Here is a 13518-nt window from a genome sequence, read left to right as displayed (position 1 = left end):
AGTATCTGCCCGTTGATCCCCGCGCTTAGAGGTCAGCTTCTTGCTCTTCGGCGGCCTCCTTCTCCTCTTTGCGCTTGCGCACCAGGCGACCAAACAACAGCCCGACTTCATAAAGCAGATACATCGGTATCGCCAGCAGGCTCTGAGAAATCACGTCTGGTGGCGTTAGCAGCATGCCGACAACGAAGCAGCCTAGAAGAATATACGGGCGCTTTTTAGACAGGCTCTCCACCGTCGTAGCGCCCGATAAGATAAGCAAAAAGGTCGCAATGGGAATTTCAAACGCTACACCGAAAGCAAAAAACAGTTTAAGAACGAAGTTCAGATACTGGTTAATGTCGGTCATTACGGCGACGTTTTCCGGCCCGGTTTGGGTGAAAAACTCAAACAGCAGCGGAAAAACCACGTAATAGGCAAACGCCGCGCCGCCGTAGAAAAGCGCAATGCTCGAAACCAGAATCGGTATCGCCAGCGCTTTCTCATTGTCGTAAAGCCCCGGGGCGATAAACGCCCAGGCTTGGTGTAGCACAAACGGAATAGCGATAAAGACCGCGACTACCAGAGTGAGCTTGAACGGCGCTAAGAATGGCGAAGCGACTTCCGTAGCGATCATCTGCGAGCCTTCGGGCAGCAGCGCCATCAACGGCTCGGCAACAAAGGTGTAGATATCATTGGCAAAGGAGTAGAGGCCCAAAAAGACCACCAGGATAACGATCACGGCGCGCATTAGCCGTGAGCGCAGCTCGATCAGGTGCTCAATCAGGGGGGCTTGGCTCTGCTCTTCCCGCGGCTCCTTTGAATCGCCAGACATGCTCATTGGTGATTACGATCCTTATTAAGTGCAGCCGACTCAGGGTTAGGCGTTTCAGGTTCGGCCTCGCGGGTGGGCGCAGTCGAGGCAGATGATGACGGAGGTGTTTCTTCACGCACCGTTTCCTCTCGCACCGTTTGCAGGGCGTCATCCAATCGAGAGCTGGCCTGGGCAACGCGCTGCTCAGTGTCACTCTGCTTCGCTGGCGCTGGGTCTGAAGGGCTATCGGCAATGCTCTCTACGTCCAGCTTTGCTTTCTTCAAGCTGTCATCGAGTTTCTTTTGCTGTTCATTGAGCTTTTGACGCAGCTCTTCTGCTTCCAGTTGGGCGCTGATTTCACGCTGCATACCGGATACCGTACGCTTGATTTTACCAATCCACATGCCCGCCGTACGGGCGGCGCGGGGCAGCCGCTCCGGGCCAAGCACCAACAGCCCGACGACGCCAATCAGCATCAGTTCAAGAAAGCCGATATCCAGCATGGTTTATTTGCGCTCTTCGTTGCGGTCGTGGGCGGCCTGTTTCTCTTCGGCTTGAACGTCGTAAGTGTTGCCCGGCTCTTCATGGCTCACTTTGGCATGGGGTTGGTCGGCGTCCTCTTTGTCCGCCTCTTTATTTTTCTCCTCGTCGTGCATGGCTTTCTTGAAGCCCTTGACCGCCCCGCCTAGATCGGTGCCCACGTTACGCAGTTTTTTGGTGCCGAAAACCAGAATGATGATGCCCAGCACAATCAGCAACTGCCAAATACTAATACCACCTAACATATGCGTGTCCTCTTGCGAGCAGGTTAACTATCGAGTGAGTGCTACCTATTTTAGCGCTATCTCTTTTACCACTGAGCCAATGAATACGAGCCCAATGGTTAGGAGCAGTACTACAGTATGCGCGTTACCACTATGCGACAGCCCTATGTGGCAACTATGGCTGGCGGGCGGCTTTTTCCTCGTGTCCGGAAATGCCGAAGCGTCGTGCCAGTTCGTCTAAAACGGCCTGATGATCCATTCCCAGGTGTGACAGCATCACCAGGCTATGAAACCACAGGTCGGCGGTTTCTGAAATCAATGCTTGGCGTTCAGCCTCGCTACCATGCTCGGCATCTTTTGCCGCAAGCACTGTTTCTGTCGCTTCCTCGCCCACCTTTTCGAGTATCTTGTTCAAACCCTTATGATGCAAGGAGGCAACATAAGATTCTTCAGCCGCTGCATGGCGTCGCTGCTTTAGCACCTCATTGAGCGTATCCAGCACATCAGTATGGCTAGTCGAATTGTTAGGCGATAATGCGTTGCTGTCCATGGGAATCCTCGTAAACGTTTAGTGCGTCACTCTATTGCCATACCAGCAGCAGTAGGCCAATGGCGGCGGCCGCCAGTATCGGCCACTCCTGAAGTGCAATCCAACCGCTTAATGGCTGCCAAGCCAGTGCCAGCGCCAGCAGAATCAAGCCAAGCCGAAGGCGGTAGAGGCGTTTGCACTGGCGCGCCATCTGCACCCGCATGGCGTTGATCGATTCGACTTGCTGGTGGCGCTGGCGATGCTCGTGCTCCATACGGCTTAGCGCCTGGTGAGCCAGTACGGGCAGTTCAGGCAACTGGTGCGAAAGCTCCGGCGCCTGGCGCTTCAGCGACTCCCATAAACCGCTGACCCCGGCACGCTCTTTCATCCACTGCTCTAAATAGGGCTTGGCGGTACTCCACAGATCTAGATCCGGATAGAGTTGGCGCCCCAGGCCTTCAATATTGAGCAGCGTTTTCTGCAACAGTACCAGTTGCGGCTGTACTTCCATATTAAAGCGCCGCGCGGTTTGAAACAGCCCCAATAGCACCTGGCCGAAGGAGATATCTTTCAACGGCTTCTCTAAAATAGGCTCACAAACGGTGCGAATCGCCGCTGCGAATTCGTTCGCGCGGGTGTTTTCGCCCACCCAGCCGGATTCAATGTGCAGCGCAGCGACTTCGTAATAGTCCTGGTGGAAAAACGCCAGTAGGTTACGCGCCAAGTAGTCCTGATCTTCCCGGGTCAGGCTGCCGACAATGCCGCAATCGATGGCAATGTACTGGGGATCTTCGGGGTTGTCACAGTTGACGAAAATATTGCCTGGGTGCATATCCGCGTGAAAGAAGTTGTCACGGAATACCTGAGTAAAGAACAGCTCGACGCCGCGCTCGGCAAGCTTCTTCAAATTAGTGCCACGAGCAATCAGGGTATCTAAATCGGCGACTGGAATACCGCGAATGCGCTCTTGCACCATCACATGGCGGCGGGTAAAGGGCCAGTAGATGGTGGGCACAAACAGCAGCGGTGAGTCTTTGAAGTTGCGCTTGAGCTGCGAGGTGTTGGCGGCCTCTTTGTAGAGGTCCAGCTCGTCAAACAGCGTGGCTTCGTAGTCGCGAATGACTTCCACTGGACGCAGGCGGCGCGCCTCGGGGATTTTGGAGAATAGCTTGGCGACTTGGTACATCAGCGCCATATCCTGACGCATCACGCGATCAATGCCGGGGCGGATAATTTTCACCACCACGTCTTCACCGCCGTGCAGTCTTGCCGCGTGCACCTGGGCAATCGACGCCGAGGCCAATGGCACTCGGTCAAACTCAGCAAAGGCCTCTTCCAGCGACATTTCCAGCGCTTTCTCGACCCGGTCGGCGGCTTGATCACCGGGAAAAGGCGGCACCTGATCCTGCAGGCGTTTCAGCTCATCGGCGATATCCGCTGGCAGCAGGTCGCGACGGGTCGAGAGCATTTGGCCGAATTTAATAAAAATCGGCCCCAGTGCTTCCAGCGACAAGCGCAGACGTTCGCCCCGCGAGCGCTTGCCAACGGGGATCAAACGTAGCGGAGAAAACCATAGCAGCGCCCGGAGCCACCAGGGCAGCCGCTCTAGCGGCAGCAGTGTGTCAAGCCGGTGGCGGCTGATCACCCAGCTTATCCGCAGCAGGCGCAGGCTCATGGGTGCGACTCCTGTGGCGCAGGCTGTAGCTGTTCTAGTCGTCGCTGTAAGCGGTTTAGACGCGCTTCCAGGCGATCGGTCGCCACCTCTAGCTCGGTCAGGTGCTCGCGCAGTAGGTTACGCTGCTGCCGTCCTGGCAGCAGGCGTGCCTCTTCAAAGACATATTCAGAAACATCCTGCATCAGCTCGTCTTTGGCGCGCAGCCCCCAGCGGGCAGCGCGGCGCAGGCCCTCGGCCAGAGAGTGGGCGGGCATATCGCCCAGCCAGCGGGCCAGCTCGCTCTCCCAGTCGATATCCAGGTCGAAGAGCAGGTCTCGAGTGGCTTCAAGCAGGTGGATACGCCCGCGCACCGCCAGCTTGCCGTCAAACATAAGGCGTTCAATCGAGGCGCCGCTGATCCACTCGGAAAACGTTTCCGGGGTGAGCTCTACTACTGCGTCTACGTCGGTTTCATCAACGTCATCGCCGCGCATCAGGTCGAGCCCGGCGTGATGGTAGTGAATGACCAGTGCTAAATGGGGTTGCTCAAGGCGCACCAGTAGACGACTGCCCGCCAGTGCCGCTAGCCGTTCAGGGGCAGCGGGGTCGCGGGCAAGCAGGGCGTTGAGCGTGCGTTCACAACCGGCCAGCAGCAGGGTCGGGGTTACCAGCATGCTGACCTCTTGGTAGATAGCGTTATCGGTCGCTGTGACGTTGTCTGGCTTTTGGACGTCATGCTGCTTTGCAATGTCGCACTGCTTTTGAAAGTCATGCAGTTTTGCAATGTCGTATTGCTTTGAAATGTCATAACTTAATGCCGCGGTGCAGCGCAACGATACCACCGGTCAGGTTGGTGTACTCAACCCGCTCAAGACCCGCCTCTTCCATCATGGCTTTAAGCGTTTCCTGATCTGGGTGCATGCGAATCGACTCCGCCAGGTAGCGGTAGCTGTCGCCGTCCCCCGCCACCAGTTCACCCATTTTGGGCAGCAGGCGGAAAGAGTACTCATCGTAGGCCTTGGAGAGCAGCGGGTTGTTGGGTTTGGAGAACTCCAGCACCAAAAGGCGGCCACCGGGCTTGAGCACACGGGCCATGGAGCGCAGCGCGGCGTCTTTGTCGGTGACGTTACGTAAACCAAAGGCAATGGTGATGCAGTCGAAGCTGTTGTCGGGAAACGGCAGACTTTCGGCATTGGCTTGAACATACTCGACGTTGCCGCCTACGCCGTTATCCATCAGTTTGTCGCGGCCCACTTTGAGCATGGAGGCGTTGATGTCGGCAAGTACGACTTTTCCCCGGGGGCCAACCAAACGGGAGAACTTAAGCGTTAAATCCCCTGTGCCGCCCGCGATATCCAGCACGTGGTGACCAGGCCGCACCCCGGCGCGTTCAATGGTAAGACGCTTCCAGACTCGGTGGATGCCCATGGACATCAGGTCGTTCATCACATCGTAGCGGGCAGCCACGGAGTGGAAAACATCGGCCACTCTCGAGGCTTTTTCATCAACTGGGACTTCCTGAAAACCAAAGTCAGTGGTGCGTTTTTCTGTGGGGCTCATTGGGCAGTAGCTCCCGAATTCGAGGCGATGGCAAATCGATCTTAGGTCTTTTGACACTGAGATCGACGCGATTAAAAGTAAACGCCATTGTAGCCTTGTCCACCCTGGCTTGTCTGCCTGGCTTCTTGTATAGGATCTGAGTCAGGTAGTCACAGTTGCTTGAATTGAATGCTGGCGGGCTCTCGCGAGGCACCGGCCTCTTTTAAACGCTGCAAGTAGTTGTTCCAGTAGGCCTCTTGGTGGGTCGCGAGGTCATACAGGTAGTTCCAGCTAAACAACCCGCTGTCATGGCCATCATCGAAATGCAGTTTCAGTGCATAGTTGCCCGCCTGGGTAATATTTTGCAGGCCGACATCTTTTTTACCCACTTGCAGTACCGCGGTGTCGCCGCCGTGGCCACGCACTTCGGCAGAAGGCGAATAGACGCGTAACAACTCGACCGGTAGATGAAAACTCTCCCCATTGGCGTAGCCAAGCTCCAGCTCGCGGGCCTGTTTATGGTAGTGAACCCTAGTGGGGGTGGGCGCATTCATGATGAAACCTCATCGCTAAGTGTCCATGGCTTACGAACATAGCAGCAAGCCCGCAAAGAGCGGGCTTGCTGTTGCTGACTATACCAATGCTGATAATAACAGCAGACGCCGCTTACAAAATATACCGGGACAGGTCTTCGTCGACCGCCAGTTCGCCAAGCTGAGCATTGACATAATCGCCGTCAATTACCAGTGGGCTCTCCATATCGCCGCCTCGGAAAGAGGCTTCTTCCAACAGCCGCTCCATCACCGTGTGCAGACGGCGGGCGCCGATATTTTCGGTGCCTTCGTTGACCTGCCAGGAGATCTGCGCGATGCGCTCGATACCGTCGGGGGTGAACTCTACGTCTAGCCCTTCGGTGGCCAGCAGCGCTTGGTACTGTTTGGTCAGCGAGGCGGAGGGCTCGGTGAGAATGCGCTTAAAGTCGTTAGGCGTTAGCGCGTCAAGCTCAACGCGGATCGGCAAGCGGCCCTGCAGCTCTGGAATCAGATCCGAAGGACGCGACAGGTGGAATGCACCGGAGGCGATAAACAGGATGTGATCGGTTTTAACCATGCCGTACTTGGTCGAGACGGTGGAACCCTCTATCAGCGGCAGCAGATCACGCTGGACGCCCTCACGGGAGACTTCGCCACCGCTGGACTGGCCGCTGCCCTTGGCGACTTTATCGATCTCATCCAGGAATACGATGCCGTGTTGCTCGACCGAGTAAACCGCGCGGGATTTGATTTCTTCCTCGTTGACCAGCTTGCCCGCTTCTTCATCGCGTAGCAGTACCAGCGCCTCTTTAACCGTTACGCGGCGGTTTTCACGCTTCTGCTGGCCCATATTGGAGAACATGCTCTGCAGTTGGCTGGTCATCTCTTCCATACCTGGTGGCGTCATGATATCGATGCCTTGGCCCTGGGAAGAAATTTCGATATCGATCTCTTTATCGTCCAACTGCCCTTCGCGAAGCTTCTTGCGGAAGGTCTGGCGGGTGCCGCTGTCTTCACGGGGTTTATCTTCCTGACCACGGGGCGGCGGCAAAAGGGCATCCAGTACGCGGTCTTCCGCAGCATCTTCGGCGCGGTGGCTAACTTCCTCTTTGGCCTGTTCGCGCACCATCTTGATCGCCGCTTCCATCAAGTCGCGAATAATCGACTCTACATCACGGCCTACATAACCAACTTCAGTAAACTTGGTCGCTTCGACTTTAATAAACGGCGCTTTAGCCAGCTTGGCCAAACGGCGGGCAATCTCGGTTTTACCCACACCGGTGGGGCCGATCATCAAAATATTTTTAGGGGTGACCTCTGGGCGCAGGTCATCATCGAGCTGCATCCGGCGCCAGCGGTTACGCAGAGCGATTGCAACGGCGCGTTTGGCATCCTGCTGGCCAATAATGTACTGGTCTAGAGCGTGAACAATTTCGCGGGGTGTCATCTGAGTCATATAAGTAACCTTAGTGTGCAGTGAGCGGCGCTTGGGGATCGCGTGAGTTGATTAGCGATCGTCAATCGACAGCTCTTCGAGGGTCACGTGGTGGTTGGTGAATACACAGATATCACCAGCGATCGAAAGCGACTTCTCGGTAATTTCACGCGCCGACAGCTCGGTATTTTCCAGTAGTGCTCGGGCGCTGGCTTGGGCGAAGTTGCCGCCAGAGCCAATGGCAATAATGCCGCGCTCGGGTTCGACTACGTCACCGTTACCGGTAATGATCAGAGAGGCGCTGTGATCCGCAACGGCGAGCAGCGCTTCCAGACGGCGCAGCGCCCGGTCAGTGCGCCAATCTTTGGCAAGCTCAACCGCTGCCTTGGTCAAATGCCCCTGGTACTTTTCCAACTGCGCTTCAAAGCGCTCAAACAGCGTGAACGCATCCGCCGTACCACCTGCAAATCCGGCCAGTACCTTGCCGCGGTAGAGGCGGCGTACTTTGCTGGCGTTACCCTTCATTACGGTATTGCCCAGCGATACTTGGCCGTCGCCAGCGAGGGCGACCTGGTTACCACGACGAACGGAGACAATAGTGGTCATGGAGATAACTCCTTGGGGGAGGCGAGCTCCCGATGACTGGCAGGTCACCCAATAAGCGACCATTGTTTAAGCGTTCACAACAAAATGCGGGCGGCTGATAAAAAATCAACCGCCCGCAGGGTATTCCAGATGGGATTATTAGTTTTGCAGTTGGATAAGCAGGGGCTCGATGCCTTGGGTATTCATTAAATCCTGGGCTCGGTTTAGCTCTCGGGTGTCCTCGTAAGGTCCCACTTGTACCCGGTGCCAGGTATTGCCATCCGCCTTTACTTCGCTGATTTCCGCCAGCAGGCTTAAATTGCGCAGTCGGCCACGCAGCTGTTCGGCGTCGCTGGCTTCACGAAACGAGGCCGCCTGAAGCATATAGCGCCCTGGGGTATTGGTGGCTGCTTCATTCTCCTGGGCCGCCGAGACCTGATCTTCAGGTCGGGTGTTGGCGGCAATCACCTGAGCGATGGGGTCGTCGCCTGCAGCGCCAGAGGCCGCAGCACTATCGACTGTCGGTTCGGGAGCCTCCGGGCGCACAACGCTTGAAGGCAGAGTGACGCCGGGGGCAATGACCTCGGTTTCCGGCAGCAGGGTATAAAACTCAAACGTCGGCATCGACGGTTCAGCGGCTTCCTCGGTTTCCCTAGCGGCAGCGCGCTCTTCGCTACCCGAGGGTTTGGGTAGCACCGTGGCTTGAGGCGCTTCGCTCTGCTCTTGCCAGGGGGCGGTGCCGTGCTGGTGCTGAGCCAAAAAGAAGCCTGCCGCCATACCGGCAAGACCCCACAGCCAGCCGGGTAGGCGAAAGCCGCCGCCTGAGCTGCGGTTGGACTTGCGCTGCGAGGTGGCTCCGCGGCGGGGGGCGGGCTTTTTGCGCGGGCTAGCCATTGCTTACATCTCCTCTGGGGCGCTAACCCCCATTAAGTCAAGCCCGTTGCGGAGCACTTGACGGGTGGCAAGGCCCAGCGCCAGGCGCGTATTGCGCAGGGTGTCGTCTTCGACCATCACTTTGACGGCGTTGTAGCAGGTGTGGAAGTCGCCGGAAAGGTCGAGCAAATACTGGGCAACCTGCTGTGGCTCGCGGTTTCTGGCGGCGGTTTCCACTACTTCAGGGAAGCGCGCTAGCCGGTTAAGTACGGCTTTCTCCTGGTCGCTGTCCAGCAGCACTAGGTTGGCCAGTGCCAAGGCGTGATCAAACGGCTGGTCGGCATCCTCGGCTTTGCGCAGCATGCTGCAGACCCGGGCATGGGCGTACTGGATGTAGTAGACCGGGTTGTCATTCGACTGGGAGCGGGCCAGGTCGATATCAAAGGTGAGCTGTGAGTCGGCGCGGCGGGCGGCGAGGAAAAAGCGCGTGGCGTCGCGGCCCACTTCGTCGATCAAGTCGCGCACAGTGACATAGCTGCCGGCGCGCTTGGAGAGTTTTACCTCGACGCCTGAGCGGGTAACCATGACCATCTGGTGGAGCACATAGTCGGGCCAGCCTTTGGGAATGCCCACTTCCAGCGCCTGTAAACCGGCGCGTACGCGGGTGACGGTGGAGTGGTGGTCGGCGCCCTGTTCGTTGATTACGGTCTTGAAACCGCGCTGCCACTTGTCCAGGTGGTAGGCCACATCGGGCAGGAAGTAGGTGTAACCACCCTCGCGTTTGCGCATCACGCGGTCTTTGTCATCACCGAAGTCGGTGGTGCGTAGCCACATGGCACCATCTTCTTCATAGGTGTGGCCTGCGCTCACCAGTTTTTCAACAGTGGCGTCCACCTTGCCATCTTCGTAAAGCGACGACTCTAGGAAATAGACGTCAAACTCCACGCCGAAGGCTTTTAGATCCAGATCCTGTTCGCGCCGCAGCCACGCCACGGCAAACTCTTGAATCGCGTCCAGGTCGTCAGGATCGGTTTTGGCGGTGACTTCGCGGTCATCGGCACTGACCGTTTTGCCTGCCAGGTAATCGTTGGCCACATCGACGATATACTCGCCGCGATAGCCGTCTTCGGGCCAGCTATCGTCGTCAGGGCCTAAGCCTTTCACTCGCGCTTGTACCGAACGCGCCAGGTTGGCGATCTGGGCGCCCGCGTCGTTGTAGTAGAACTCGCGGGTGACATCAAAACCGGTGGCTTCGAGCAGGCGGCATAGGCAGTCGCCAATCGCTGCGCCCCGACCGTGACCTACGTGCAGCGGGCCGGTGGGGTTGGCGGAAACGAACTCGACCTGCACTTTCTCGCCTTTTCCGACCATACTGCGGCCAAAGGTGTCGCCGCAGTCGAGTACCTGGGCAACGATTTGCGCCGCGGCATCGACGGCGGCGAAAAAGTTGATAAAGCCGGGGCCCGCAATCTCGGTTTTTTGGATAGCGTCGCTTTCAGGTAGCGCTGCTACCAGCGCGTTGGCTAGTTCACGCGGATTTTTGCCTGCCGGTTTGGCTAACATCAGCGCCAAGTTGGTGGCGTAATCGCCGTGGGCCTTGTCTTTGGTGGGGTCCACCTTGATGGTGGGCTGAAGGTCGTTTGGCAGCACGCCTTGGTGCTTGAGCGCGGTGATCGCGCCTTCGAGCAGAGAAACTATCGTATCTTTCATGTGGGTATCCGGTTACGTCTGTGGCGGCGTGTGCTAACGCGCAGCAGTAAAGGTGCGTCGGTAAGGCGGCTATTATCGGCAATTGAGCCGCAGTTTCAAAGGCGTGTTGCTAAACAACTGCCAAGAGATAAGCGCTAAGCGAGAGTTTGTGGGTCGATATCAATCGACCAGCGTACCTTGCGTGCCTCGCGATTGGCTTCAAGCCACTGCACCAGCCAGCTAACGGCAGGGTGTAGTTGGCTGCGTTTATCGGCTGCCAGCATAACGTGTAAATGGTAGCGGTTCTGGCGTCTTTCCATTGGCGCGGGCACCGGCCCCAGGCAGCGGGTGGCTACGCCGGCCTCTTTTAGCCATTGGCGCAGAGCTTGAGTGGCCTGTTGCGCCATGGCCAAAGCGGCCTCCTCTTTGGGGCTTTCGATGCGTAGCAGCGCCATAAAACAGAACGGCGGTAGCAGGGAAATGCGCCTTTCTTCCAACATATTGCGTGCGAGGGCCCCGTAGCCATGTTCAGCTAATTGGCCCAAGTGAGGGTCGTCGGGGTGTAGGGTTTGCACCAGCACTCGGCCTGGGTGGGCGGCGCGACCGGCACGGCCCGCCACCTGTTCAAGTAGTTGGGCGCTGTGCTCCAGAGCGCGAAAATCAGCGGCGTAGAGGCCGCCGTCGGCATTGACGACCACGACAAGTGTGACGTGGGGTAGGTGGTGCCCTTTGGCGAGCATTTGAGTGCCGACCAACACGCAGGGTTCGCCGCGCTGAATTTCTTTGAGTACCTGTTCAAAGCTGTCCTTCCGCCGGGTGCTATCCCGGTCGATGCGGTGGATAGTGGTTTTCGGGAACAGCGTTTGCAGCGTTTCTTCAGTGCGTTCTGTGCCACTACCCAAGGCGCGCAGATCGCCGCTGCCACACTCGGGGCAAGCGTCCGGGAGGGCGCGGCGGCTATCGCAGTGGTGGCAAGCCAGTAGGGGAGGCTGGCGGTGTAGTGTCATGCGTGCGTCGCACTGACCACACTCTGCCATCCAGCCGCAGGCGTGGCAGGCAAGTGTCGGTGCAAAGCCGCGCCGGTTGATAAAAATCAGCACCTGCTTGCCAGCGCTCAAGGTGCTTTTAATCGCTTTGATGGCGCCGGGTAGCAGGCCGCCCTGGCGGCGTTGGTGGCGTAGATCAATCAGCTCCAGCTTGGCTGGCGGGTGCTGGCTGGGGCGCTGGGTCAGGCGTAGGTGGCGGTAGGCGCCGCTAAGCGCCTGGTGCAGACTCTCCAGGGAGGGGGTAGCACTACCCATCAGCAGCGGGATTTTATGGTAGTGGGCCCGGGCCACGGCTAAATCGCGGGCGTGGTAGCGCAAACCGTCGTGCTGTTTGTAGGAGCCGTCGTGCTCCTCATCGACAATAATCGCGCCGGGGTTGGCCAGCGGGGTGAAAATCGCCGAGCGGGTGCCGATGATAATCAGCGCCCGACCGCTGGCGGCGGCTTCCCACACGTCTAGTCGCTCGGGGTCGGTGAGGCCTGAGTGCAGCGCCACCACGGGTACCCGAAAGCGGCGTCTAAAGCGGGCGAGCGTCTGTGGGGTTAAGCCAATTTCCGGCACCAGTACCAGCGACTGCTTGCCCTTGGCGGCGACAGCTTCAATAAGCTGGAGGTAGACTTCCGTTTTGCCGCTGCCGGTGACACCCTCGAGTAAGCAGGGGTGGTAGCCATCGAGCTTCTCATGCAGTGCGGCCAGCGCTGTCGCCTGTTCACGGTTAAGCGGCAGGGCCGGTGTTGCTAGTAAGTTGCCGCTAGGTGGCGTTGGGGCAGTGAGAATGTGTTCCTGGCTGGATGCCAGGCCTTTCTTCTCCAGCGCTAATAGCTGGTCGCGGGCGAAACCGTGGGCGCTAACCGCACGGCTAGGCAATCCATGAGGGTGTTGGCGCAGCAGCGCATACAGCTCGGCTTGCTTGGGCGCTCGGCTGAGTATTTCTTCTGCGCCTTCGCCTTGGGCAAGCCAGAGGGTCTGGGTGCGCCCAGCCATGGGGTGCCCCTGGCGCAGCCGCGCCGGCATGGCGTGGTGCAGGGTGTCGCCTAGGCTGTGCTGATAATAACGGGCGGCAAAGCGGCATAGCCATAGCCAATCCTCCGGCAACGGGGCATCATCCAGTGCTTCACTGATGCTACGCAGTTGGCTGCGCGGAAGGTCGCTGTGGTCGGCTAATTCGACGACCACTCCGACGACTTCGCGACGCCCAAAGGGCACTCGCACTCGCAACCCCGGCTGCCAGCCGCAGGGAGGCGCTTCCCTGGATGGCAGGTAGTCGAACAGGCGGCGCAGCGGCGAGGGCAGGGCTACCTTGAGCACTTGATCGAGTGCTTGGGAAGATCTTTGAGACGGCCTTTGGGACTGTCCTTGAGACTGTCCTTGAGAGTATGCCTGCGAAGAAAAAGAGTCAGCCAATTGGCCTCCGGCGTTAGTTTTGCTAGAATATGCGACCGCTCTGAATCCTAACGATCTTTATCGATCTATTTGTAAAGACCTATCGTAACGACGGAGCGGCTAACCGGTTAGTCGTTTTTTCCAAACCCGTATGCGGTACCTGGCACGAGATCAGGTGGCGGCATATAGCTTAGTGAGGCTCGAAATGAGACAAGGTATTCACCCGAATTACAACACGGTCACCGCCAGCTGTTCTTGCGGCGCCACTTTCCAAGTAGGTACGACCTCTGGTCAGGACTTCTCTTTGGATGTGTGCTCTAACTGCCACCCGTTCTACACTGGTAAGCAGAAGCAAGCGACCACTGGTGGCCGCGTAGAGCGTTTCAACAAGCGTTTCGGCGCTGCTGTTAAGCGCGGCTAATCCCAGTCGGATAGCCATATCGCCAGCATGCCTGTTCATATCAGGCTAGTCTCGCGCAAAACCCACGCCCCGGCGTGGGTTTTTTGTGAGCTGGATATGCTTGCTGCATGAGCTTTATGTGGAAAAAATTTCCATAAATGCTGTTATGCAGCGATAAGTAAAGCATTATGATTAAAGCCTGTTTGCATAAGTTTCTGCAAATAGTGGCTAAAAGTGACGAATATGAAGATAAAATTCAGTTAAACGAGCGTTTTGTCGTAAGTTGACGGCGTGCTTG

At 57.6% G+C, this 13518-nt stretch carries 14 protein-coding genes; 1 reads left to right on the top strand and 13 read right to left on the bottom strand.

The window, feature by feature from the left end; genetic code table 11:
- Nucleotides 1-25: 25 nt before the first annotated feature.
- From tatC to HZU72_RS18645, 13 genes are all read right to left on the bottom strand, one after another.
- On the bottom strand, nucleotides 26-817 hold the full coding sequence (tatC, locus tag HZU72_RS18705) for a twin-arginine translocase subunit TatC (protein ID WP_071694202.1): 792 nt from the start codon (nucleotides 815-817) through the stop codon (nucleotides 26-28).
- Nucleotides 814-1293 (bottom strand): Sec-independent protein translocase protein TatB, encoded by a 480-nt coding sequence (gene tatB, locus HZU72_RS18700; RefSeq protein WP_180094843.1) that lies wholly within the window; start codon nucleotides 1291-1293, stop codon nucleotides 814-816. The genes tatC and tatB overlap by 4 nt, the downstream gene beginning before the upstream one ends.
- 3 nt (nucleotides 1294-1296) lie before the next feature.
- Nucleotides 1297-1575, bottom strand: coding sequence for a Sec-independent protein translocase subunit TatA (gene tatA, locus HZU72_RS18695; RefSeq protein ID WP_022522099.1), 279 nt, complete (start codon nucleotides 1573-1575; stop codon nucleotides 1297-1299).
- 154 nt (nucleotides 1576-1729) lie between these two features.
- Nucleotides 1730-2104 carry a phosphoribosyl-ATP diphosphatase gene (locus HZU72_RS18690; protein ID WP_027958642.1) on the bottom strand — a complete coding sequence of 125 codons (375 nt, stop codon included), beginning with the start codon at nucleotides 2102-2104 and terminating at the stop codon, nucleotides 1730-1732.
- A gap of 31 nt (nucleotides 2105-2135) precedes the next feature.
- Entirely contained in the window at nucleotides 2136-3758 is a 1623-nt protein-coding gene (gene ubiB, locus HZU72_RS18685) for a ubiquinone biosynthesis regulatory protein kinase UbiB (RefSeq protein WP_180094841.1), read from the bottom strand.
- Nucleotides 3755-4411 (bottom strand): ubiquinone biosynthesis accessory factor UbiJ, encoded by a 657-nt coding sequence (locus HZU72_RS18680; protein ID WP_180094839.1) that lies wholly within the window; start codon nucleotides 4409-4411, stop codon nucleotides 3755-3757. The genes ubiB and HZU72_RS18680 overlap by 4 nt, the downstream gene beginning before the upstream one ends.
- 130 nt (nucleotides 4412-4541) lie before the next feature.
- Entirely contained in the window at nucleotides 4542-5297 is a 756-nt protein-coding gene (gene ubiE / locus HZU72_RS18675; protein WP_009287442.1) for a bifunctional demethylmenaquinone methyltransferase/2-methoxy-6-polyprenyl-1,4-benzoquinol methylase UbiE, read from the bottom strand.
- 149 nt (nucleotides 5298-5446) lie between these two features.
- On the bottom strand, nucleotides 5447-5830 hold the full coding sequence (locus HZU72_RS18670; protein WP_180094837.1) for a gamma-butyrobetaine hydroxylase family protein: 384 nt from the start codon (nucleotides 5828-5830) through the stop codon (nucleotides 5447-5449).
- Nucleotides 5831-5942: 112 nt separating this feature from the next.
- Nucleotides 5943-7265, bottom strand: a complete 1323-nt coding sequence (hslU, locus tag HZU72_RS18665; protein ID WP_009287441.1) for an ATP-dependent protease ATPase subunit HslU — start codon at nucleotides 7263-7265, stop codon at nucleotides 5943-5945.
- Nucleotides 7266-7316: 51 nt separating this feature from the next.
- Nucleotides 7317-7850, bottom strand: a complete 534-nt coding sequence (gene hslV / locus HZU72_RS18660) for an ATP-dependent protease subunit HslV (RefSeq protein ID WP_007113850.1) — start codon at nucleotides 7848-7850, stop codon at nucleotides 7317-7319.
- A gap of 138 nt (nucleotides 7851-7988) precedes the next feature.
- Nucleotides 7989-8723, bottom strand: a complete 735-nt coding sequence (locus tag HZU72_RS18655; protein ID WP_180094835.1) for an SPOR domain-containing protein — start codon at nucleotides 8721-8723, stop codon at nucleotides 7989-7991.
- Nucleotides 8724-8726: 3 nt separating this feature from the next.
- Nucleotides 8727-10412 carry an arginine--tRNA ligase gene (gene argS, locus HZU72_RS18650; RefSeq protein ID WP_180094833.1) on the bottom strand — a complete coding sequence of 562 codons (1686 nt, stop codon included), beginning with the start codon at nucleotides 10410-10412 and terminating at the stop codon, nucleotides 8727-8729.
- A gap of 134 nt (nucleotides 10413-10546) precedes the next feature.
- Entirely contained in the window at nucleotides 10547-12745 is a 2199-nt protein-coding gene (locus HZU72_RS18645) for a primosomal protein N' (protein ID WP_180094831.1), read from the bottom strand.
- 280 nt (nucleotides 12746-13025) lie between these two features.
- Between HZU72_RS18645 and rpmE the strand changes: the two genes are divergently transcribed.
- Nucleotides 13026-13241, top strand: a complete 216-nt coding sequence (gene rpmE / locus HZU72_RS18640; RefSeq protein ID WP_081742600.1) for a 50S ribosomal protein L31 — start codon at nucleotides 13026-13028, stop codon at nucleotides 13239-13241.
- Nucleotides 13242-13518 lie beyond the last annotated feature (277 nt).

The sequence above is a fragment of the Vreelandella sedimenti genome (assembly GCF_013416325.1).
GTDB lineage: Bacteria > Pseudomonadota > Gammaproteobacteria > Pseudomonadales > Halomonadaceae > Vreelandella > Vreelandella sedimenti.
The sequence above is the reverse complement of the archived record's forward strand: the minus strand, read 5'-3'. Positions and strand labels throughout refer to the sequence as shown.